Genomic DNA, 23,215 nt, shown 5'->3' with positions numbered 1-23,215 from the left:
AAATGATGTGCGACAAATTAAGTCCATTGTTGTTTAATTTTTAAGAGCTGGGTTATTAGTTTTGGTTCAGCATGGCAATGAATTGTTCAGCGACGACAACATCATCCGGTAGCGCTTTTTGGTTGTTTGGATATTCAAGCTGATCAAATAACAGTTGCCCTGCAATATAGTGACAACCGAGCGTCAAATGCCGCTGTGCGTCGGTATGACTCATATGAAATGCAGCATATTCGCGCACAATAATTCGCTCGGCAAAACTGGCTGCTAAACAATGTTGAAAGCGACGTGACTCTGCAATGATACGATCCATATCTTTGAGCTCCTCAAGCACCCAACTCTCAATAAAATAATAAGCTTCATGACTGATCGGTTGCCATGAGACATAACCAAGCTTTCGTTTCAGTTCCGCAAGCAGCTCTTGGCTATGCAATTGATCATGCCACTGCACAGCCTGATGAAATAGGCTCTTCCACGTGACATTTTTTAAAATCTCCTTTTGCGTCTCGAAATGTTCAGGCAAATAATCGCGCACATATGCATCAAACACCGAAACTCGTAAAGGGGGATGATTTAAATAAAACAACTGTCTAAAGCTTTCAATATACAGTTTATGTTGCTTTAACTGAAGATAAAAATCACGGTGTTGTTGCTTATCTTCGCTAAAATAAGTCACTAAGTCTTCTGGGAGTTTCTGCGCAATTTTATCTAGATGCTGAATATAGGCCTGCATTACACGACTCAATTTTGTGTAGACCCGTTTCCCCCGTTCGGGCTGTTGTTCGACCACACGGCGCAGCAGTTCGAGCCATTCATCTAAATACAAAATAGATGGGCTGATCGCTATCCGCTGATCATCCATATCTTGGCGTCTATTTTTTAAGACCACATGCTGGTTGGCCTCCAGCTCAAACCAGTGCTGTTGTAAGGCATACTCATAGCAACTTTGTATAAATAAGCGAGCCGCAACATGTTGGAAGTACTTTAAAGTCGTGACAATAATCTCAGGATGATAAGACTGAGTATCGAGATAACTTAAAGCCGTTACGGCAACGCGTATACTACTGTGCTGAATATTTTGACTAACCCAGTCTGTCACCACCGCTTTTTGTTTGAATAACCAATTTACGGTACGGCTTTCATCAAAAATCGGGAGTTTAGCGACCTTCTTTTGCCATGTCTTGGTCTCAGTTTTTAAAAAATGCCGCTTAGACAACAAATCACGCGATGTCCAAAAATCCCGATGCATAAGCCGCACAAAGCCAAGCATATGGGGCTGCTCTTTAGCATGCGGATACAACAAATGAATGTCGTGCGTATGATCCATCAACTCTTGTAAAGAAAACCGTTCAGGAAATGCCGTTTGTATAATGCGATAAACATGTGGTTCTAAGAATTGATTGGCACTGCAACACAGCTCATCATAACTATTCATCAACGACTGTAAGGGTAAAATATCTTCCGCCTGATCTACATCTAAGTTGCATAAGCGCTGCAACTCGGCCAGCAAACTTCGCTCAGAGGTTGGATCATCTGTATTGAATTCAACTTGCTGGCACAGCTGTTGAAAGAGTTCTGATTGCGTTTGCCGTATTTCAGTCAAAATCGTTTGCACGCGACTCGGCCCATCGAACAAAACAAACACCTGCTGAAGAATCAGCTGACGCAACTGTTTAACTTTATTACGCAAATACAAAGAATGTTGTGGGGACTGATCACCCACTAAAAACACAATGTCGTGTAAACAAAACTCTTCGAGTGCTTCCGCATAGTGCCCTTGATAGATAAACTGTGGAACACACAGCTCCGCCTGTTCCGTCGGTATATAAAACTGAATATGAAAACAATGATTTAAAATTTGAATCCGTTGTTTTTTTACGTCGACACTTAAAACGTTTTGCACATTGAGTGTGGAAAGAAAAGCGGCCTGCTCGTGATAAAGCTGCTGAATACTCGGAACAACTTGTCTTAACTGTATAGCAAGACTTTGATATTGCTTAAGCTTATCGTTTTTCTCCACGGCTGGCCCTCTTTGAATTTGGCTATTTTCACCACAACTTCAAAACCAATATAAACAAATCCTGAACCACAGGCTATGCCTTTTATCGATAGCCATTTTGTTCGGTGAAGCCATTTTTCCTCATTCCCTTACTCATGGTAGGTATTTGGTAGGTACACAAGTTTTTGGAATCATTCAATACTCTAAAAACGGTAATGAGCACCGATAACAACATAAATAATGGTAGAAGGAATCGCACCATGGCTTTTAAAAATATTGCAGATCAAACGAACGGTTTTTATATCCCTTGTGTTTCACTTTTTGGCCCAGGCTGTGCCAAAGAAATTGGTGGCAAAGCACAAAACCTCGGTGCAAAGAAAGCGCTGATTGTGACCGACGCAGGTTTATTTAAATTTGGCGTAGCCGACACCATTGCAGGATATCTCAAAGATGCAGGTGTTGATAGCCACATCTTCCCAGGTGCAGAACCGAACCCAACTGACATCAATGTCCACAACGGCGTGACTGCGTATAACGAACAAGGTTGTGACTTTATTGTGTCCTTAGGTGGTGGTTCTTCCCATGACTGCGCTAAAGGTATTGGACTCGTGACTGCGGGTGGCGGTCATATTCGTGACTACGAAGGAATTGATAAAAGTACGGTTCCAATGACTCCTCTTATTGCCATCAACACCACGGCAGGTACAGCATCAGAAATGACGCGCTTCTGTATTATTACCAATACAGATACGCACGTAAAAATGGCAATTGTAGACTGGCGCTGCACTCCACTGATTGCAATTGATGACCCTAAACTGATGATTGCAAAACCTGCAAGCTTAACAGCAGCAACAGGTATGGATGCCTTAACCCATGCGGTAGAAGCTTATGTTTCAACAGCGGCAAATCCAATCACCGATGCCTGTGCTGAAAAAGCCATTTCGATGATTAGCGAATGGTTAAGTCCAGCAGTTGCGAACGGCGAAAACTTAGAAGCACGTGATGCCATGAGTTATGCACAATATTTAGCAGGTATGGCATTTAATAATGCATCACTAGGTTATGTCCATGCTATGGCTCACCAACTCGGTGGCTTCTATAACCTACCTCACGGCGTATGTAATGCAGTCCTACTCCCACACGTCTGTGAGTTCAACTTAATTGCCTGCCCTGACCGTTATGCACGTATTGCTGAACTGATGGGAGTTAACATCACAGGTTTAACTGTGACAGAAGCTGGATATGCTGCCATTGACGCGATTCGTGAACTATCTGCATCGATTGGTATTCCATCGAGCTTATCTGAACTGGGTGTGAAAGAGCAAGATTTGGGTGTTATGTCTGAAAATGCGCAAAAAGATGCCTGCATGCTGACGAACCCACGTAAAGCAAACCATGCTCAAGTGGTCGACATCTTCAAAGCTGCACTCAAATCTGGTGCTTCAGTGGTCGATTTTAAAGCAGCGGTATAAGTTCTCTCCTTAACTTTTAGTTTGCTTTGACAATTTAAGTGGAATGAAACAGACGTCCATACTGTTTCATTCAGGTAAGCCTAATCCTTGCTTACCCGTGCACTTAAATTGTCTTTTTTTATTTGTGGTTGACAAAGTTTTGCACTTCATCAAGGATAAGAAAACTCATGACAATAACAACCAGAGCAAATTATGTCAGAAAATCAAACTCATCCTGCGTATACACCTGATGTCCTCGGCGAAGGCTATGAACAATTAAAACTCAGTTTCCCAGACGATTATGAAGGTGCAGTCTGCGCAACCCTCGTGCGCAAAAAAGCCCCGAAAAATACTCAAAAAGCTGTGCTGTATATCCACGGCTTTATTGACTACTTTTTTCAAACCGAAATGGCTGAACAATTTAACCAACATGGTTATGATTTTTATGCGCTGGATTTACGTAAATACGGGCGCTCTTATTTAAGTCATCAAAAATACTACAATGTCCGTGATCTCAGCGAATACGATGCTGAAATTACCCAAGCCTTAGAGATCATTGGCAATGAAGGCCATACTACGGTGCTGCTTGCAGGACACTCTACGGGTGGCTTAATCACGACTTTATACGCTGCACACAATCCTAAGCATCCGCTGATCAAAGCACTTTGGGCCAATAGCCCTTTTTATGATTTTAATATGCATCCCATTAAGCGCAAACTTGGCGTGCCGCAGCTCAGCCGACTCGCAAAGCATTTTCCTGACATCAAGTTTCCAAGTGAACTGAATAAATGGTATGTACCGAGCCTGCATCAAAACGAGCATGGTGAATGGAACTTTGATTTGGAGTGGAAACAACCAAGCTACTCTATGGTTCGCATCAGCTTTGTACGTGCAATTCATGAAGCACAGAAAGAAATTCATCGCGGTGGTTTAAAGCTCTCTGTTCCTGCACTCATTATGCATTCACATCAAACGCTTAACCCGAAGAAATGGGGCCTAGCCGCGCAAACCAGTGATGTGATTTTAGATGTTAAAGACATTGAAAAGCAGGCTAAAAATTTACAAGGTGACGTCAGTGTCGTGACCATTCAAAACGGTTTACACGACTTAGTACTCTCCGCACCTGAAGTTCGTACCGAAGTTTATACTAAGCTGTTCCAATGGCTCGAGCAAAAAATAGTGTAAATATACCTTTCCAACACAATTAAGAATTCTTAAATTTTATATTTCTCAAGTAGCTGATGCGCAGGATGTCCATTCGGTGTCAGCTCAATGAGTCGCTCAACAGCATCAATCGCCTCTGGGTAACGTGCGACATGTTTAAACAACATATCGGTTTCATTGGCTTTAAAAATCGCACTGCTTAAACGTGACTCCAAACAGTCGCGCCATGCACATAGAAATGGACTTTCCGTTTTAGGCAGTAAAACACCTGAACAAAGTTTTAACGCGGTTTCGATATATGCAGCATCTAAGGCTTGCTCGGCTTGTAAAAAATCGGCCTCGATATGCGCCAAAATTCGATAGGGACGAGATCCCAACATACCACCGAGCAAGTCACGCAGTTGTGACATTTCGGCCTTAAGTGTTCCCACACTTACCTTGCGCTCACCATATAAGGCCTGATGCAAAGTGTCTAAAGTCATGCCCTGTGGGCACAGCGCTAAGATGGTCAGAATTTCAATTTGTCGCGGTGTGAGCACCATCACTTTGCCATTGAAATGTACTTGCGGCACACCAAAAGCACGGATATATAACTGTTGACGCTGATATTCTAACAGTGCCGTTTGGATGATAGATGCACAGCGCTCTGCTGCGAGTAGACCAAGGCTATTATGATTTTTCCATGTGGTGGATAAATCAATCACCCCAAGGACGTGTTTTGAGTAAGGGTCGATGATCGGCGCCGCATAACAGACCCAATCATGGATGGAGCTCATGTAGTGTTCATTTGAAAAGACACAACTGGACTGTTGCGTTTTTAAGGACAAGGCCAATGCATTGGTCCCCACCAATTCCTCTCGCCACTGCCCGCCTTCAACAAAATGTACACTTTCTGCCGCATTACGCATTTGTCTGCTGGACGCACTCCAAATAATCGTACTCCCAATATCGCCTACAGCGACCACCATCGAAGACTGTTGTGCAATATGTCTTAGTTCATCTGCGCAGTAACTCAAAGCATGTTGTAGCGCTGAACCTTGTGACATAGAACCTTCAGAAATGGGCGCAGCAAAGCGATCTTTTGGAATTTCTGCGGAGTTAGAGCGCTGCCATGAACTTGCAATACTTTTTCCCAGTTGTTCAGCTTGTACCGTCGAAATACTGCTACTGGTTCTAAGCTTTTCTATTTCTTGTCTTTTCTGTATTAAATGTTGCATTGCCATCATTCCTTATTCTCAAAACAATTCCTGATATACGTCCACTGTATTACTTGGTTGTAAACATTTGTCAAAGGCTTGTAAACCTCCTTCCTTCCAACCTTTTTCCAACCTTATATTAGTTATGCTACTTAAATATTGTACAGATGTACCTTATACCAAAGCTGTAGATGCTTTTAAAAAATCAATAAGCAAAGGAACTTCAATATGCGCTATGTAGACCCTAACCAATCTGGTTCTAAAGTAGAATTTAAAGCACAGTATGACAACTTTATTGGTGGCGAGTGGGTTGCTCCAGTAAAAGGTGAATACTTTGAAAATATCTCTCCTGTCGACGGTAAAGTTTTTACAAAAGTCCCTCGCTCATCTGTAGAAGACATCGAGCTTGCACTGGATGCTGCGCATAAAGCCAAAGAACAATGGAACAAATCTTCTCCTACTACACGTTCAAATTTACTCCTTAAAATTGCAGATCGTCTAGAACAAAATCTAGAAAAATTGGCTGTGGCTGAAACATGGGACAATGGTAAACCGATTCGTGAAACGCTCGCAGCGGACATTCCTTTAGCCATTGACCATTTCCGCTATTTCGCAGGCTGTATCCGTGCGCAAGAAGGCGGCATTTCTGAAATTGATGAAGATACTATTGCCTATCACTTCCACGAACCATTAGGCGTGGTAGGACAAATCATTCCATGGAACTTCCCAATTTTGATGGCGACATGGAAAATTGCTCCTGCACTTGCTGCGGGTAACTGTATTGTTTTAAAACCTGCTGAACAGACCCCTGCGAGCATTTTGGTTTTAATTGAACTCATTCAAGACTTACTACCACCCGGTATTTTAAACATCGTCAACGGTTATGGTGTTGAAGTGGGTCGTCCACTCGCAACCAATCCACGTATTGCTAAAATTGCATTCACTGGCTCTACTGCTGTGGGTCAAATGATCATGCAATATGCCACTGAAAACGTAATTCCTGTAACGTTGGAATTAGGTGGTAAGTCTCCAAACATCTTCTTTGAAGACATTATGGATCAAGACGATGAGTTCTTAGACAAAGCCCTTGAAGGTTTTGCCATGTTTGCACTTAACCAAGGTGAAATTTGTACATGTCCATCACGCGCTTTAGTTCAAGAAAGTATTGCAGATAAATTCCTTGAAATGGCAGTTGAACGTGTGAAACGCATTAAAACGGGTCACCCGCTCGATACAGAAACGATGATTGGTGCGCAAGCTTCACTTGAACAACAAGAGAAAATTTTGGGTTGTATCGCAACAGGTCGCGGTGAAGGTGCACAAGTACTGACAGGTGGTAGTGAGCGTAATGAAGTGGGTTCTGGTTTCTATATTGAACCAACCATTTTCAAAGGCACCAATGACATGAAAATTTTCCAAGAAGAAATTTTTGGACCTGTACTTTCTGTGGCAACATTCAAAGATTTTGACGATGCGATTAAAATTGCCAACGACACTATTTATGGTTTAGGCGCTGGTGTATGGTCACGTTCAGCACATACCTCTTACCGTGCAGGTCGTGCAATTCAAGCGGGTCGAGTTTGGACCAACTGTTACCACATCTACCCTGCACATGCCGCTTTCGGTGGTTATAAAAAGTCAGGGATTGGTCGTGAAAACCACAAAATGATGCTCGATCATTACCAACAAACTAAAAACTTACTTGTGAGCTATGCAACTAAGCCTATGGGCTTCTTCTAAGCACTTAGTCTATTCATATATAGTTCTCTATGTGTTTAGGGTGATTCGTTACCCTAAACATTTTCTCTATCAACCATCAACCATCAAAACAATAATTCAAAACTGTGTCATATAAACATTAGACAGGACGTCTAGTCGCTTGGTACTGAAATTGCATAAATCATAAATATTGCATCCATCAAGCCATCTATAAAAACTCAAGATATGGAGCTTCATATGACCGATTCTCCCATTAACAGCTCAACGACTCCACTCTCTACTTCAACTGTAAGCACATCTGACGACTATTTTGAAAAAAGGCAACTGAAACAAGGTGCTGTAGGCTGGCTATTATTAGTCGGTTTAGGCGTGGCTTATGTCATTTCTGGCGACTTTGCTGGCTGGAACTTCGGTCTTGCTCAAGGTGGCTGGGGCGGTATGTTTATCGCAACGGTTGTCGTAGCCATCATGTACTTATGCATGTGCCTGTCTATGTCTGAAATGGCCACCATGCTGCCCACTGCGGGAGGTGGCTATAGCTTTGCGCGTACCGCATTTGGCCCATTTGGTGGCTATCTCACTGGCACGGCGATTTTAATTGAATATGCCATCGCCCCTGCGGCTATCGCATGCTTTATTGGTGCCTACTGCGAGGCCTTATTTGGTGTCGGTGGATGGATCATTTATCTCATCTGCTATCTGGTTTTTATGGGTATTCATCTTAAAGGTGCAGGTGAAGCCCTCAAGATTATGTTTGTCATTACCGCCATTGCAGCCGTCGCTCTTTTTGTCTTTATCATCGCAATGGCGCCACATTTTAACAGCGCCAACTTATTTAACATTGCACCAACTGAAAATATCGGTGCAAGTAGCTTCCTACCGATGGGTTATATCGGCATTTGGGCGGCCGTACCCTATGCCATTTGGTTCTTTTTAGCGGTAGAAGGTGTACCACTAGCAGCAGAAGAAGCCAAAGATCCATCCAAATCCTTACCACGTGGTTTGATCGGTTCGATGCTAATTTTGGCCGCTTTTGCCCTACTTATTCTGTTCTTAGGTGCTGGTGCTGCTGGCGCAGAACAACTTAAAGAATCAGGCGCACCCTTAGTTGATGCACTGGTAGCCGTCTATGGTCAAAACAGTTGGTTAGGCAGTTTTGTCAATTTTGTAGGTCTGGCAGGTTTAATTGCAAGTTTCTTCTCCATCATTTATGCCTATTCACGTCAAATTTTCGCCTTATCTCGTGCGGGGTATTTACCGACCTCGTTATCACTGACCAATAAAAACAAAGCGCCTTATTTAGCGATTATTATTCCCGGCATCATTGGTTTTTTATTGTCTCTAACAGGTGAAGGTGATCTGCTCATCCTGATGGCGGTATTTGGTGCGACCATTTCTTATGTCTTGATGATGCTTTCTCACATTAAACTGCGCATCAGCCGTCCAGAATTACATCGTCCCTATAAAACCCCAGGTGGAATTGTCACCTCATCGATTGCTTTGGTATTAGCCAGTATTGCGGTGATAGCTGGTTTTGTGGTGGATCCTAAAGTTTGGTTTATGGCCGCAGGCATCTATGCGCTATTTATTGCCTACTTTATTTTCCATAGTCGCCATCGACTCGTTCAAGGTACACCTGAAGAAGAATTTGAAAGTATTCGTAAGGCCGAACAAGACTTATAGAAGGACCTATAACATGGCTTATAAAACATTGATTGGACATCAGCACTATGTGTTTAATGATTTAAAAACTTTAATGGCAAAAGCAACCCCGCTGCGCTCAGGTGATCAACTTGCAGGTGTTGCGGCGGAAAATGCCACTGAACGTGTTGCCGCACAAATGGCATTGGCCGATGTTCCATTGAAGCAGTTTTTAACTGAAGCGCTGATCAGCTATGAACAGGATGAAATAACCCGCCTGATTATCGATGAGCACCGTAGTGATTTATTTGCACCAATTTCACATTTTACCGTAGGAGACTTTCGTAACTGGCTACTCAGTGAAGATGCGACTACGCAGAAATTACAACAACTTGCGCTCGGTTTAACCCCTGAAATGGTGGCTGCGGTGAGTAAGATTATGCGCAACCAAGACCTCATCTTGGTTGCAAGTAAATGTGAAGTCATCACCCAATTTCGCAACACCATCGGATTGAAAGGTCATCTCTCGACCCGTTTACAACCGAATCATCCGACCGATGATCTCTTGGGAATATCGGCCAGTATTTTGGATGGCTTGATGTATGGCAATGGTGATGCCGTCATTGGGATTAATCCTGCAACCGATAACCTACAAAATTTATCGGAGCTGCTCAAACTACTCGATCATGTGATCCAAGAGCATCACATTCCAACCCAGTCTTGTGTACTGACGCATATCAGTTCGGGGATTCAACTGGCTGAGAAAAATGTGCCGATTGATTTAATGTTTCAATCGATTGCAGGCACACAGCGCGCCAATGAAGGTTTCGGCATTAACCTTGAATTATTACGTGAAGGCTATGAAGCAACACTGGCTCTCAAGCGTGGGACTGTGGGACAAAATGTGATGTATTTTGAAACAGGTCAAGGCAGTGCTTTATCTAGTAATGCGCATCACGGCGTAGATCAGCAAACCTTGGAAGTCCGTGCCTATGCTGTGGCTCGTAAATTCAAGCCGCTGCTAGTGAACACTGTAGTTGGGTTTATTGGCCCAGAGTATTTATACAATGGCAAACAAATTATCCGTGCAGGCTTGGAAGACCATTTTTGTGGCAAGCTCCTAGGCTTACCTATGGGCTGCGACATTTGCTATACCAACCATGCCGATGCCGACCAAAACGACATGGATGTACTACTCACCCTATTCGGTACAGCAGGTCTGAACTTTATTATGGGCATTCCGGGTTCGGATGACGTCATGCTGAATTATCAAACCACGTCGTTTCATGATGCGTTGTATCTAAGGCAACTTTTGGGCTTAAAAGCAGCACCTGAATTTGATCTGTGGTTGGCTGAACAAGGCATCTTTAAACAACAGCAGCAGCACATTCTTTGGCCTGAGCATATCCCGCCACAATTTGAAAAACTTTTGCATATATAAGGAGCAGCTTATGTCACTTGTTCCTCTAGAAAATTATCAAACTGAACAGCATCAGGATGCTTGGGAAAACTTAAAGAAATTTACCGATGCTCGTATCGCCATTGGTCGTGCTGGTTGTAGTATCCCGACCCATGAACTGCTGAAATTTCAACTGGCGCATGCGGAAGCGCAAGATGCCGTACATCAACCTTTAGATGTCGAACACTTAGTTGCGAGTCTTAATACACTAGGTTTGGATAGTCTAACGGTACACAGTCAAGCTGAAAATAAGCAAGAATACTTAAAACGTCCTGACTTAGGTCGCCTGTTAAGTGCAGCTTCACAACATGGCTTAGAGGTTTTTAAAGCCAGTAACCCGCAAAACTATGATGTCTGTATTGTGATTGGTGATGGACTATCTGCACGGGCGATTGAAGAAAATGCAGTTCCTTTTATTCAGCACCTTATCCCGCAGCTGCAAGCAGAACACTGGAGCATTGCACCGATGGTTATTGCTACTGGAAGCCGAGTCGCTTTGGGTGATCCAGTTGCAGAGTGCCTACACGCGACTATGCTCGTGATGCTAATTGGAGAAAGGCCTGGCCTAAGCTCACCTGATAGTATGGGCATTTACTATACTTGGAAAGCTGCCTCGGGCACTTTGGATGCTAAACGGAACTGTATTTCAAATGTTCGACCTGCGGGCTTAAGCATTCTTGTTGCAGTACAACGACTAATGTCTCTGATGCGTGGCTCCAAGAAACTCGGCTACTCAGGTGTAGACTTAAAAGATGAACATGAAATGGTCAGTCTAGACACGGAACATACGCCTAAGCGTTTATTTTAATTTGAAGCAAATCAGCCGTTATTTTACGGCTGATCCTAAATAATGCGTTCTATTAACTTAGGTTTTTAGCTAGCTTTGTTTAGCGCTTGTTCTACAAAATGTAGGCGATCTTGGCCCCAATACATTTCATCACCCACAAAGAATGTCGGTGCGCCAAAAATGCCACGTTGAATGGCCTGTTCTGTTTCAGTGATCAGTTTTTGTTTCACAACATCCGACTGAACCATACTCATAATATCTTCTACAGAAAAGCCACTTGGTTTTAGCACTTCTGCCAAGACAGTAGGTTCATTCAGATTTTGTGGTGTACCAAACATCGCATCGAATAACAGTTTCAAAACTTGCTCAAACTTTTCTAGATGCAACAATTGAACGCCTGTCAAAATCCGCATTAGGGTTAAAGTGTTCATCGGGAAATGCGGATTCATTTGCATTGGGATCTGGTAATACTCCGCCCAGCGCTGCATATCTAAGATTGAATAAACCCCTTTGACGGGAATCTCTATCGGACTACGATTGCCTGTTGCTTTAAACACCCCGCCCAATAAAATAGGCTTATATACAATCTGAATCTCTTGCTGCTCTGCTATTTGCAGTAAACGATAGTAGGCCAAATAGCTATATGGGCTGCCTAAATCAAAATAAAATTCTACGCTTTTCATGCTTTGTCCTTTTACCACGTTTCCATCCAAGGTCTTAAATCTAACTCATGCGTCCATGCATCGCGCGGTTGCTGCGACAAATGCCAATAATTTTCTGCAATATGCACGGGATTTAATATGCCATCCTGTTCTTTGCGCGCGTACATGTCAGGAAAAGTGTCTTTAATAAAATCGGTATCAATTGCCCCATCCACCACCACGTGTGCCACATGAATATTTTTCGGGCCAAGCTCACGTGCCATACTTTGGGCTAAGGCACGCAGTGCATGTTTCGCCCCAGCAAAAGCGGCAAAGTTTGCTGCACCTCTTATTCCTGCAGTTGCACCCGTGAAAATAATGCTGCCGTGTTCACGCACGACCATACGCTTCGCCACTTCACGTCCAGTCAAAAACGCACCGAAGCAAGCCATTTCCCAAATTTTAAAATACTTACGTGCAGTTTCTTCTAAAATACTACATGGCACATTCGCCCCAATGTTAAACACTAAAACATCGATTTCACCAATATTGGCTTCAATTTCCTCTACCAAAGCGATGACTTGCTCTTCTTTACGTGCATCAGACGCAAAACCATATGCAAGGCCACCTTCGGCTTCTATTTCTGCAATTAAGGGCTGGAGTTTTTCGGCATTTCTTCGCGTCATGCAGGCGATGTATCCACCACGTGCAAACCGTTTTGCGATTTCGCCCCCTGTAGCATCTCCTGCGCCAATCACTAACGCGACTTTCTTTTTAGCATCAGTCTTTTGCAACTGCTGTTCTGGCTGTAATCCATCCATAAATATACTCCCTTTATAAAATAACGATCACTATGTTATAGTTTTCAGCATCAGTCAATTTTATTTTGATGAAACTCCTATGCGCTATAAAACAGGCTATAAAGAAGAAAAACGTCAAGAGCTGCTTAAAATTAGTGCTCAACTGGCCAAGAAGCAAGGCTTTGCCAATACTGGCGTCGATGGTTTTATGAAAGCGGCTCAAATGACCAGCGGTGCTTTTTATTCGCATTTTTCATCAAAACATGAATTATTTGAAGCACTGATCCAGTCCGAGTTACAACACAGCTTTCAAGCATGGCAAGCCAATCCGCATGACAACCTCGAAGAGTGGATTGACTTCGAACTTGAACGTTATTTAGCGCTGTCTCATGTGCAACGTCCAGATCAAGGCTGTGTTATTCCCTCTCTTGCAGCCGAAGTAGCACGTAGTAGTGAAACAACAAAACTGTGTTTTCAACAGGAAATGCTTCGTGGTCACGCACTCTTTACACAACATCTAGGCAGTGAAACACAAGCTTGGGCGGTACTGTGTCAACTGGTCGGTGCAATCGTCATGGCGCGCAGCATGGCGGATGAACATCTACAAAGAGAAATTTTAAGCTCAAGCAAATGGATGATTAAAAACATGCTTCAGCTCAAGTAAAACCTTGGATTGAATTTATAGTTTTTTTCTACATATTTTCTGATTTATTGCCTTCAACTTCTACGCATTTCCCTGTACATTTTTACACTCCTTTAACCCCTGTGAACGAGCCAACTATGACGACACTACCCGATACCATTTACGCGATTCAGCATCTTGCTTTTGAAGATTTGGGTGCATGGGAAGATGTGTTATATCAATTGGGTTATCGGGTACGATATTTTGAAGCCGGCAAAGATGACTTAGCTAAAGCGTTGGATTACACAGGTCTAACTGTGATCTTAGGTGGACCAATTGGGGTATATGAAACTAAAGACTACCCTTTCTTACAACAAGAAATAGACTTACTAAAAGTTCGCTTAGAAAAGAATTTACCGACTTTAGGCATTTGCTTAGGTGCACAGTTGATTGCACATGCACTCGGTGCAAAAGTATATGCAGGTCATAGCAAAGAAATTGGCTGGAGTCAGTTACAGCTCAATGCCGTTGAACAGAACCCACTGCAAGCACTGGTAGAAACTGAAGTGCTACATTGGCATGGCGACACCTTTGAACTCCCTGCTCAAGCTGAACTGTTGGCCAGCTCAGAAGTTTATCCCAACCAAGCCTTTCGTGTAGGCAAAAATATTCTTGGCTTACAGTTCCATCCTGAGGTCGCAGCGGACGGTTTAGAAAAATGGCTAATCGGGCATACTGCTGAACTGCGTCAAGCGAGCATCAATATTCCCGCATTGCGTGCAGACAACCAACGCTTTGCAGCTCAACTAGAACATGCCTCTGGACAAGTTTTAGCAGCGTATTTAAAAGCACTGGCTTAATAATTCAGCCATAATCCGCTCAATGCGCCTATTGCTCTAACTTTTAAGTTTACAGCGGACATAAAAAAGCACCTCTGATAAGGTGCTTTTTGGTAGATGTCGCTTATTTTGCAGCAGCTTTAGGCTGTGGAACTGATGCTTCAGTGGTGATATTTACAGTAATTTTATCACCCACATTTGGCACGTATGCACCTACACCAAAAGCAGAACGGTCAAATGAAGTGGTTGCGTTGAAACCAATTGACTGCGCTTTGGTCATTGGGTGCTCACCTTGTTTATTCAACACCGCATCTAAAACGACAGGCTTCGTCACATTTTTAATGGTTAAATCACCTGTGATTTTGTACTTATTCGCGCCAACAGCTTGTACTTTTGTACTTTTAAAGGTGATGGTTGGGTATTTTGCTGCATCAAAGAAATCAGCCGCTTGTAAGTGTTCATCTAAAGCTTTTACGTTAGTGTTTAAGCTAGATAAAGGAATCGTTACATTCACCGACGAATTTGCAGGTTTTGCATTATCAACATTAATCACACCCTGAATGTCGCTGAAATTTGCAGATGGAGTTGAAAAACCAAAGTGGCTCCATGTGAAAACTGTTGCTGTATGTGTAGGGTCAATTTGATATGCCACAGGTTTTGCCATAGCAAATGTAGTCGCAGTTGCAACAGCCAAACCGATTGTTAAAGCTTTAAAGTTCATGTTTTTATCTCACATTGGAATACTGCTTAGTCTATAGAGTTCTACAACGAATACATCTATAAAGATAAAACGATATGTTGCAACTTTAGAACGATATAATTGTTTTTAAATGTAGCAACTTAGCTATGCCCGATATTGAATGAAACCAGTCTTCTTCGCGACTTTATTATAAAGTTGTTGTGCGACCAAATTGTCCTGATGGGTCAGCCAATAAACCCGATCACATGCTCGCTTTTCGGTATGCATTTTGACGTGTTCGATTAAAGCTCTTGCAACCCCTAGCCCACGATAGTCCTCATGCGTAAATAGATCTTGCAAGTAGGCATAAGGCTTTAACGTCCAACAGCTATCATGCTCTATCACATGCACAATGCCTACAACCCGACCTGCTATAAGCGCAGCAAAACCATACATATGCTCACGCTTAGAATCAGTCAATTTATGCCACGTGTTTTTAGATATCTGCTCCAATAAATCAACCTGATAAAATGCCTGATAAGCTTGCCATAATGTAGCCCAGATCGACTGATCGATTTCTGTCAGTGACACAATATGAATATTTGCTACTTCCATTTTGCTCTCAAAGTGATGTTTATTTTTGTAAGGCTTATATTTAAACTGAAATCACCACAAAGAAAAAGCCTTATTGAATCGCTTCAATAAGGCTTCTTTTAGACGTGACAACCATCATAGTTTTTCAATCAGAATCCGATCAATCAACTTCATACCTGTCTGCTTTTCATGGTTTTTACGACGGATCTTAATTTGCTTATCTTCTGCTAAATCTTGCAATAACAGTTCAACAGCAACCATCGCCTCCAAAGGTAGATCTGGTCCAATCCACTTCTGTTCGCCCGCATCCATCAATACAACTTCATCATGAATTTGATCGTACAAGCTCATATCATCACCTAAAATTTATGCAGCTACTTCAGCAGCAGCTTGCATATTATATACACCATTCAAAATAAAAGACGCCCCTAAACTGGAGCGTCCTTCAAACAGTCAATTTTTAAAAATTAAGCTGTCAATTCTTTTACCGCAGCAACAACTGCTTCAGTGGTAATACCGAAGTATTGGTATAAGTCTTTCGCAGGTGCAGATTCACCATAAGTCGTCATACCAATTACACGACCATCTAAACCTACAAACTTCCACCAGTAGTCTACATGTGCTGCTTCAACAGCAACACGCGCACGAATGTTTGATGGAAGAACCGCTTCACGGTACGCTGTATCTTGCTTCACAAATTCTTCAGCACATGGCATAGACACGACACGCACACCGTCAAGTTGTGCATGCGCTTCCATTGCTAAAGAAACTTCAGAACCCGTCGCAATAATAATCGCTTTTAATTCGCCTTTTTCTTCAGCCAATACATAACCACCTTTCGCTACATTTGCGATTTGTGCATCTGTACGTGTTTGGAATGGTAGGTTTTGACGAGAGAAGATCAACGCAGTTGGGCCTTCTGAGCGTACAAGTGCAGACTTCCAAGACACAGCTGCTTCAACCGTGTCACATGGACGCCAAGTATTTAAGTTTGGTGTACCACGTAAAGACGCAATTTGCTCTACAGGTTGGTGCGTTGGACCATCTTCACCCAAACCAATTGAGTCATGTGTATATACATGGATTACACGTTGTTTCATCAACGCAGACATACGTACTGCATTACGCGCATATTCCATAAACATAAGGAATGTTGCAACGTAAGGAATGAAACCACCGTGAAGCGCAACACCGTTTGCAATGGCAGTCATACCAAACTCACGTACGCCATAGTGTACGTAGTTACCTGCAGGATTGTCCTGAACGCCTTGGCAACCTTTCCAAAGTGTTAAGTTAGAACCAGCCAAGTCCGCAGAACCGCCTAATAGTTCAGGCAATAATGGACCGAAAGCTTGCAATGTGTTTTGGCTTGCCTTACGTGTAGCAATGGTTTCAGCTTTTGCATTAGTTTCTGCGATAAATGCATCTGCTTGAGCAAGGAATTCAGCTGGCAATTCACCTGAAAGGCGACGTTTCAATTCAGCTGCTTCAGTTGGGTATTTTGCTTCATAAGCGGCAAAAGTTTCATTCCAGGCTGCTTCAGCTTGTGAACCTTTTTCTTTGGCATCCCATGCTGCATAAACTTCAGCAGGAATAACAAATGCTTCGTCTGACCAGCCAAGCGCTTCACGAGTCAATACGATTTCATCATTACCTAAAGGCGCACCATGACAGTCTTCTTTACCCTGTTTGTTTGGTGAACCTAAACCAATCACTGTTTTACACATGATGATGGTTGGTTTGTTCGCTTCAGCTTTCGCTTCTACAGTCGCTTGACGGATTGCATCCGCATCATGACCATCAACTTTGATGACCTGCCAGCCATAAGATTTGAAACGTTGCTCTGTATCGTCAGAGAACCAGCCTTCAACTTCGCCATCGATCGAGATGCCATTGTCGTCATAGTAAGCGATCAGCTTGCCTAGACCCAAAGTACCCGCTAATGAACATGCTTCGTGAGAAACACCTTCCATCAAGCAGCCATCGCCCAAGAAGCAGTAAGTAAAGTGATCAACAACTTGAATATCGTCTTTGTTGAATTGCGCAGCAAGCGTTTTTTCAGCCAGTGCAAAACCTACAGCATTGGCAATACCCTGGCCAAGCGGGCCAGTTGTAGTCTCAATACCTGGTGCATAACCTAATTCTGGGTGACCCGGCGTTTTAGAGTGCAGTTGACGGAATGCTTTTAAATCTTCAATTGATAAATCATAGCCCGTAAGGTGCAATAACGCATATTGCAGCATAGAGCCATGACCATTTGATAGTACAAAACGGTCACGGTTCGCCCATTGAGGGTTAGTCGGGTTATGGTTGAAAAACTCACGCCATACCACATCAGCGATATCAGCCATCCCCATTGGCGCACCTGGATGTCCAGAGTTTGCTTTTTGCACAGCATCCATTGCCAATACACGAATTGCGTTTGCAATACGACGTTCGTTAAGCGGGGTTGTCATAGGTCAGAGTCCAAACAAATGATTTAAAGAGTAAGATGAATAGAATTCAAAGATAGGTGTATTGTCTTAAAAAAAGAGGAATGGGTAAAGCCTAATGGACAATATTTCGCTATTTATTCATCATCAATGTCTAATAAATGCGGGCATTGCCTAAAATCACAACAATTTCACTCAGAAATGTCTCTATCGCTTTTCTCTGAGTCAAATTCTACACGATAGAATCATCAATTTTTAAAAACAAAGCTCGGCCACCCTATTCACTCATCAGAACAAACCGTTATCCTTGAGGATCAAACACATCACAAGATACATTTGTATTTTTTACATACAATTAAACATTCATGGTGAATTTTATTCACTTTTTTAAATTATTCATGAATTACTACAGATTATCGATTATTTTCTGATGCATATTTTGAGCATTTTTTCTTTACCAACTTAACACCCAAACCAACAAAAATTCAAACAAGCTATTGTTTTAAAATTAGATATAATCAAAGTACAAAATCTCATGATACGGACCTATAGACTTTGAACCAAAAGCCTTTACTTTGTCATTTCGAACTAAAAATAAACGCTATATCAATTTTTTAGATGCTTATATCAGATAAAAAGTCGTTGAATTGAAATAAATTCAGTCATTTTGGTCGTGTAGAACTGGCTCAAATGTCTAAGTCGATGTACCATATTGCGTCTTTTAAATTAACTGTGATAGGACTTATGCGCGAGTACGCTGTATTTACCTCGGAATCTGTAAGCGAAGGCCATCCAGATAAAATGGCTGACCAAATCAGTGATGCTATCTTGGATGCGATCTTAAAAGAAGACCCATATGCGCGGGTTGCTTGTGAAACGCTTGTAAAAACGGGTGCGGTAGTACTTGCAGGTGAAATCACAACAACTGCAAATGTGGACTTTGAAGCGATTGTTCGTCAAACCGTAAATGGCATTGGTTACCACCATTCTGACCTTGGTTTTGATGGTTCAACATGTGCTGTGATCAACATGATTGGTAAACAGTCACCAGAGATTGCTCAAGGTGTAGACCGTCAAAAGCCTGAAGATCAAGGTGCAGGTGACCAAGGTTTAATGTTTGGTTATGCAAGCCGTGAAACTGACGTGCTTATGCCTGCTCCAATCTCATATGCACACCGTTTAATGGAAAAGCAAGCTGAACTACGTCGTAGTGGCGCTTTACCATGGTTACGCCCAGATGCAAAAAGCCAAGTGACTTTTGCTTATGAAAATGGCATGCCTGTTCGTTTAGATGCAGTCGTATTATCTACTCAGCACGATCCTGAAATTTCTCAAAGCAACTTAAAAGAAGCTGTGATTGAAGAAATCGTGAAAAAAGTGATCCCTGCTGAAATGTTCCATGCAGACACCAAATTCCACATCAACCCAACAGGAATGTTTGTGATTGGTGGTCCAGTAGGTGACTGTGGTTTAACAGGTCGTAAAATCATTGTAGACACTTACGGTGGCATGGCACGTCACGGTGGTGGTGCTTTCTCTGGTAAAGATCCATCTAAGGTTGACCGTTCTGCTGCATATGCAGGTCGTTATGTTGCGAAAAATATCGTAGCAGCGGGTCTTGCAGACAAATGTGAAATTCAAGTGTCTTATGCCATTGGTGTGGCTGAGCCAACATCTATTTCGATCAATACCTTCAATACAGCAAAAGTATCTGAAGAGCTGATCATTGCGTTAGTCCGTGAACACTTCGACTTACGTCCATACGGTATCACTCGTATGCTTGACCTCATTCAACCGATGTATAAGCAAACTGCTGCTTATGGTCACTTCGGTCGTGAAGGTTCAGATACTGCATTTACTTGGGAAAAAACAGACAAAGTGGAAGCGCTTAAAGCTTCAGCTGGCCTATAAGTTTGATCCTAAAAGAAACCCGCTTAATGCGGGTTTTTTTTATTTTCACTGATGGAAAAATATTGCATCAGTTCAGTCGTGAAGTCATTGAAATCCACTACTTGGGTTTGTTGTCATGATTGAGCACATCAAAGAGCGAAGTCACGGCAGCGGGTTCACTGTTTCGGTCGGCCAAATAGACTTGTACAGATTTAACGATAATCGCTGCTGCGAGACATGCAACAATACAGAAAATCCAAAATCCAAAAGGACTTCGAATATTATGTGATCCACAGTTTGGACAGTCTTTATCTGTTGATGCGACAACTGTTTCACAACATGCGCAGTGGTATTGATAGAGCATGGCTTTACCCCCTTGTTTTTGTCCTTTCTTGTTTTTATTGTCCATCACCCTGCCTCACAGAATGTTAGATTCATTTATCTTATGTGAGTATTTGTTGAGACTCAAGCGCCATTCACCTGAAGTGATGTCAGCAACGGCTTACACTGAAAGATTAATCAATTGATTTAACGCATATTCCTCTTTATAACACCGAATCATGACAATTTCATTTTGTAACATAATAGTTTTTGACGTATTCCAAAGTATTTGCTCGAAACCCTTTAGTTTTCTCGCGATTGTTTATTAAAATAACATGCAACGATGAGGAAGAAAGAATGGTTCAGTTGATTAAAAAAGGCGGTTTACGCGAACGTGCCAACCGCAGTCGTAGCTATAAGGGCTCAGAAAATACCGAAGCGACATTGCAGCCCAACTGCTATGCGCAAAGTAAAAAAGACGAAGTGTCTAGCTTGGAACAGGCCCCATCATCTCAAGAGCTTAAAAATGACTTAGATGTAGATTGCAAGAGCATCGTACCAAAGCCATAAAGCAAAAATCAGGAACAACCCGCCAGAAAAAATGTCGATATAACTCCCTGAACGTTGGTATGCCGCCTTAATTTTAGGTAATGACAAAAGCAGCATTAGCAATGCAAAAGTCATAAAAGTTTGAATGGGAATAATCACCGCAAGTTGCATTTTTAAATAGGGACTTGCGCTAGAACTCAGTGCCAATGAAAACACACTACTGAAATAAATCAGCGTTTTCGGGTTAGACAAGTTCGTCAGTAAACCTGACATGAAATAATGGTTGGCCTTGGGTGTAGTTAGTTTTTGACCATCATCTAGCAAGGCTTCTTGCTGCATTGTATTGAGGCCAGCTTTCAACATCAGCTACCCCATACGTGCAAGGAACACCCCACCAATCACCATCAATACCTGTTGAATCCATGGCATTTTTTCGATGAGTACGGTAAAACCTAACAAGGTTAAAACCACCCAAACGACGATGCCAACGGAAATACCTAAAATAGTTTTTAAAGTGTTTTTTTGTGTAGTCGAAGCTGAACTTTTGGCAATCAGCAAAACATCAGGACCGGGACTTAGCTGCGCAACAAAATGCAATGCGCAAATCGTGAAAAGCAATGACATAAAAAAGCGGCATAATTTTTAAAAAATAATTATATCGTTTGTTATATTTATTTTAAATCATAAGCACTTAAAACATTTTCATAAAGATAAAAAAAGCCGAGTTAGAACTCGGCTTTAAAATTAGGTATGAAATTATTTATTCACATCTTTCATTTCAATTTTTTTCGCCTCTGGCGTGACTTCTCGTGCTTCACCATCAATAATACTCGAGTCACGATAAGCTGAACCGCCCTGCTGTTGCTGCATTTCTTGCATCTGGCGCATGATATCTGCAAATGGGTTTTGACCTTGAGCTCCACCACCCATGCCATTCATATCCCCCATCATGCCACCCATCATTTTTTCCATCATCGCTTGCTGACGTTTCATCATCACGTTCATCAGCGCGCCCGTCATAGCTTTTTGTACTGCTGGAATAAGCAATAACACGGCAACCACATCTGTCACCAAGCCAGGAATCAACAAAAGAAAACCCGCAATGATTTTTGGCAGATTGTTTGTTAATGCAGGATCTGCACCCATCTGGCCCGCTTGCATTTGCTGCATTTGTGGCATTAAACCTGCTGAATACTTACGAATCAGGCTCGTACCAATAAAGAAAGCGGCAATAAACCAGAAGAACACGTACCACATGCTACCAACGAGGTCGCCCACGCCAATCCATACGAAGACTTCGAGAATGACACCAGCTAATATAAAAAGAAATAATTTCATGAAAATTAATCTAATCTCAACAAAATGAATAAGGTGCAAGAATCAAGTGCTCAATCTACATCAAGCTTTTTTGATACGCTTATGTAACAATATGGGCATATTTTTTTTTTTAAAGGGCAAGCATGTCATTAATTATTGGTATTGACCCCGGTTCTCGCCTCACAGGCTACGGTATTATTCAAAAAGAAGGTCAAAAACTAATTTTTGTCGATGCTGGCACCATTCGTACCGAAGCTGCTGATATGCCTGAACGGCTAAAACGTATTTTTGCAGGGATTGATCGTATTGTAAAATTTCATGGCCCAACTGAAGCCGCAGTTGAGCAAGTATTTATGGCACAAAACCCTGACTCCGCACTGAAACTGGGGCAAGCACGTGGTGCTGCTATTGCTGCACTGGTCAACCTTGACCTACAAGTTGCTGAATACACCGCACGTCAGATTAAACAGTCGGTGGTCGGTTATGGCGCTGCGGACAAAGAACAAGTACAAATAATGGTGATGAGACTCCTAAACCTGAGCATCAAACCACAGCAAGATGCAGCCGATGCTCTCGCTGCTGCTATTTGTCATGCACATGCTTCAGGCAGTATGACCAAGCTTGCTGTACTCAATGCTCTTGGCGGTATGGCGCGCGGACGCAGCCGTAGTAGCTCTCGTCGACGCTAAACGTTAAGTGACATAGTCTTTAAAGTCTTTACGCATTTCACGTACCGACGGTGCTTTTGGATAAGTTGCTATCAGCATTCTTCCCGAAATGCGTAAATTTTTCTTTTGAGCAGGATCGATACGAATAAAGACCAACTCTTCTGGCTCATTGCGGTGATTGATCTCACAAATCATAATGGTGTAGTTTTTTTCGATCACTTTATAACGACCAAATGCCTGCTGTACGATTTGTTTAAAATTTTTCTGTCCACCTGCTGGTGCAAGTTGAGTGTAAATCACCAGCAATATGCATGCACCAACTACCAAGGCCACCAGTAAGTATTTATCCATTCTTCCTCCTTTTACCATTATTCGAAGTCTTTAAATTTTAGGCTTGATCGCGTTATATCGCGTTTTCTTACTACATAATAGTTCTTATGCTATTTCAAT

Annotated in this window: 22 protein-coding genes and 1 pseudogene; 11 read left to right on the top strand and 12 right to left on the bottom strand. The window is 42.3% G+C overall.

Annotation, left to right across the window (positions count from 1 at the left end; genetic code table 11):
* Window positions 1-55 precede the first annotated feature (55 nt).
* The gene (locus ACSC9N_RS07070) at window positions 56-2,017 is read right to left on the bottom strand and encodes a hypothetical protein (protein WP_058869753.1); all 1,962 of its coding nucleotides are present in this window, start codon (window positions 2,015-2,017) and stop codon (window positions 56-58) included.
* A gap of 239 nt (window positions 2,018-2,256) precedes the next feature.
* Between ACSC9N_RS07070 and mdh the strand changes: the two genes are divergently transcribed.
* Together mdh and ACSC9N_RS07060 are read left to right on the top strand one after the other, a co-directional pair.
* A complete protein-coding gene (gene mdh / locus ACSC9N_RS07065) occupies window positions 2,257-3,468 on the top strand; it encodes an iron-dependent methanol dehydrogenase (protein ID WP_004984892.1) in 1,212 nt (403 codons plus the stop codon).
* A 192-nt stretch (window positions 3,469-3,660) separates the two neighbouring features.
* Entirely contained in the window at window positions 3,661-4,632 is a 972-nt protein-coding gene (locus ACSC9N_RS07060) for an alpha/beta hydrolase (RefSeq protein ID WP_005401133.1), read from the top strand.
* A 29-nt stretch (window positions 4,633-4,661) separates the two neighbouring features.
* Here the strand turns inward: ACSC9N_RS07060 and ACSC9N_RS07055 are convergent, their stop codons facing one another.
* Window positions 4,662-5,837, bottom strand: a complete 1,176-nt coding sequence (locus ACSC9N_RS07055) for a helix-turn-helix domain-containing protein (RefSeq protein WP_005401132.1) — start codon at window positions 5,835-5,837, stop codon at window positions 4,662-4,664.
* A gap of 198 nt (window positions 5,838-6,035) precedes the next feature.
* On the opposite strand from ACSC9N_RS07055, the gene exaC reads away from it, so the two are divergent.
* The 4 genes from exaC to eutC all read left to right on the top strand — a co-directional run bounded on the left by exaC (window position 6,036) and on the right by eutC (window position 11,434).
* Window positions 6,036-7,547 (top strand): acetaldehyde dehydrogenase ExaC, encoded by a 1,512-nt coding sequence (exaC, locus tag ACSC9N_RS07050; RefSeq protein ID WP_005401131.1) that lies wholly within the window; start codon window positions 6,036-6,038, stop codon window positions 7,545-7,547.
* A gap of 216 nt (window positions 7,548-7,763) precedes the next feature.
* Window positions 7,764-9,209 carry an ethanolamine permease gene (gene eat, locus ACSC9N_RS07045; protein WP_005401130.1) on the top strand — a complete coding sequence of 482 codons (1,446 nt, stop codon included), beginning with the start codon at window positions 7,764-7,766 and terminating at the stop codon, window positions 9,207-9,209.
* A 13-nt stretch (window positions 9,210-9,222) separates the two neighbouring features.
* The gene (locus ACSC9N_RS07040) at window positions 9,223-10,608 is read left to right on the top strand and encodes an ethanolamine ammonia-lyase subunit EutB (RefSeq protein ID WP_005401129.1); all 1,386 of its coding nucleotides are present in this window, start codon (window positions 9,223-9,225) and stop codon (window positions 10,606-10,608) included.
* A gap of 10 nt (window positions 10,609-10,618) precedes the next feature.
* Window positions 10,619-11,434, top strand: coding sequence for an ethanolamine ammonia-lyase subunit EutC (eutC, locus tag ACSC9N_RS07035; RefSeq protein WP_005401128.1), 816 nt, complete (start codon window positions 10,619-10,621; stop codon window positions 11,432-11,434).
* A 65-nt stretch (window positions 11,435-11,499) separates the two neighbouring features.
* Here eutC and ACSC9N_RS07030 read toward each other — a convergent pair whose 3' ends face one another.
* Both ACSC9N_RS07030 and ACSC9N_RS07025 read right to left on the bottom strand, forming a co-directional pair.
* Window positions 11,500-12,096, bottom strand: a complete 597-nt coding sequence (locus ACSC9N_RS07030) for a 2-hydroxychromene-2-carboxylate isomerase (protein WP_010326878.1) — start codon at window positions 12,094-12,096, stop codon at window positions 11,500-11,502.
* 11 nt (window positions 12,097-12,107) lie between these two features.
* The gene (locus ACSC9N_RS07025; RefSeq protein ID WP_010326879.1) at window positions 12,108-12,875 is read right to left on the bottom strand and encodes an SDR family oxidoreductase; all 768 of its coding nucleotides are present in this window, start codon (window positions 12,873-12,875) and stop codon (window positions 12,108-12,110) included.
* A 79-nt stretch (window positions 12,876-12,954) separates the two neighbouring features.
* Here ACSC9N_RS07025 and ACSC9N_RS07020 point away from each other — a divergent pair, with 79 nt between their 5' ends.
* Both ACSC9N_RS07020 and ACSC9N_RS07015 read left to right on the top strand, forming a co-directional pair.
* Window positions 12,955-13,518: a TetR/AcrR family transcriptional regulator gene (locus ACSC9N_RS07020; protein ID WP_010326880.1), complete on the top strand. Its 564-nt coding sequence runs from the start codon at window positions 12,955-12,957 to the stop codon at window positions 13,516-13,518.
* A gap of 116 nt (window positions 13,519-13,634) precedes the next feature.
* Window positions 13,635-14,336, top strand: coding sequence for a glutamine amidotransferase (locus ACSC9N_RS07015; RefSeq protein ID WP_010326881.1), 702 nt, complete (start codon window positions 13,635-13,637; stop codon window positions 14,334-14,336).
* Window positions 14,337-14,439: 103 nt separating this feature from the next.
* On the opposite strand, the gene ACSC9N_RS07010 is transcribed toward ACSC9N_RS07015, so the two are convergent.
* From ACSC9N_RS07010 to tkt, 4 genes are all read right to left on the bottom strand, one after another.
* Window positions 14,440-15,036 (bottom strand): YceI family protein, encoded by a 597-nt coding sequence (locus tag ACSC9N_RS07010; RefSeq protein WP_004696771.1) that lies wholly within the window; start codon window positions 15,034-15,036, stop codon window positions 14,440-14,442.
* Window positions 15,037-15,159: 123 nt separating this feature from the next.
* Window positions 15,160-15,609: a GNAT family N-acetyltransferase gene (locus tag ACSC9N_RS07005; RefSeq protein WP_010326882.1), complete on the bottom strand. Its 450-nt coding sequence runs from the start codon at window positions 15,607-15,609 to the stop codon at window positions 15,160-15,162.
* 114 nt (window positions 15,610-15,723) lie between these two features.
* A complete protein-coding gene (locus ACSC9N_RS07000; protein ID WP_004696769.1) occupies window positions 15,724-15,939 on the bottom strand; it encodes a hypothetical protein in 216 nt (71 codons plus the stop codon).
* Window positions 15,940-16,055: 116 nt separating this feature from the next.
* Complete coding sequence (gene tkt, locus ACSC9N_RS06995) at window positions 16,056-18,044, bottom strand: transketolase (RefSeq protein ID WP_010326883.1); 1,989 nt, start codon at window positions 18,042-18,044, stop codon at window positions 16,056-16,058.
* A gap of 720 nt (window positions 18,045-18,764) precedes the next feature.
* On the opposite strand from tkt, the gene metK reads away from it, so the two are divergent.
* A complete protein-coding gene (gene metK / locus ACSC9N_RS06990) occupies window positions 18,765-19,931 on the top strand; it encodes a methionine adenosyltransferase (RefSeq protein ID WP_004984924.1) in 1,167 nt (388 codons plus the stop codon).
* Window positions 19,932-20,028: 97 nt separating this feature from the next.
* Here metK and ACSC9N_RS06985 read toward each other — a convergent pair whose 3' ends face one another.
* Window positions 20,029-20,274 (bottom strand): hypothetical protein, encoded by a 246-nt coding sequence (locus ACSC9N_RS06985; protein ID WP_005401120.1) that lies wholly within the window; start codon window positions 20,272-20,274, stop codon window positions 20,029-20,031.
* Window positions 20,275-20,588: 314 nt separating this feature from the next.
* Here ACSC9N_RS06985 and ACSC9N_RS06980 point away from each other — a divergent pair, with 314 nt between their 5' ends.
* The gene (locus tag ACSC9N_RS06980; RefSeq protein WP_010326884.1) at window positions 20,589-20,801 is read left to right on the top strand and encodes a hypothetical protein; all 213 of its coding nucleotides are present in this window, start codon (window positions 20,589-20,591) and stop codon (window positions 20,799-20,801) included.
* Here the strand turns inward: ACSC9N_RS06980 and ACSC9N_RS06975 are convergent.
* Together ACSC9N_RS06975 and ACSC9N_RS06970 are read right to left on the bottom strand one after the other, a co-directional pair.
* A pseudogene (locus ACSC9N_RS06975) lies at window positions 20,763-21,404 on the bottom strand (LysE family transporter). The gene ACSC9N_RS06980 and the pseudogene ACSC9N_RS06975 overlap by 39 nt on opposite strands.
* 132 nt (window positions 21,405-21,536) lie before the next feature.
* On the bottom strand, window positions 21,537-22,118 hold the full coding sequence (locus ACSC9N_RS06970; protein ID WP_005401117.1) for an FxsA family protein: 582 nt from the start codon (window positions 22,116-22,118) through the stop codon (window positions 21,537-21,539).
* 122 nt (window positions 22,119-22,240) lie between these two features.
* On the opposite strand from ACSC9N_RS06970, the gene ruvC reads away from it, so the two are divergent.
* Entirely contained in the window at window positions 22,241-22,786 is a 546-nt protein-coding gene (gene ruvC, locus ACSC9N_RS06965; protein WP_005401116.1) for a crossover junction endodeoxyribonuclease RuvC, read from the top strand.
* Between the two features lie 3 nt (window positions 22,787-22,789).
* On the opposite strand, the gene ACSC9N_RS06960 is transcribed toward ruvC, so the two are convergent.
* On the bottom strand, window positions 22,790-23,116 hold the full coding sequence (locus ACSC9N_RS06960; RefSeq protein WP_010326887.1) for a hypothetical protein: 327 nt from the start codon (window positions 23,114-23,116) through the stop codon (window positions 22,790-22,792).
* Window positions 23,117-23,215: the final 99 nt, after the last annotated feature.

This window comes from Acinetobacter sp. PC34 (assembly GCF_051789135.1).
In the GTDB taxonomy this organism is placed as follows: Bacteria; Pseudomonadota; Gammaproteobacteria; order Pseudomonadales; family Moraxellaceae; genus Acinetobacter; species Acinetobacter johnsonii.
This window is presented reverse-complemented; position numbering and strand designations above follow the sequence as displayed.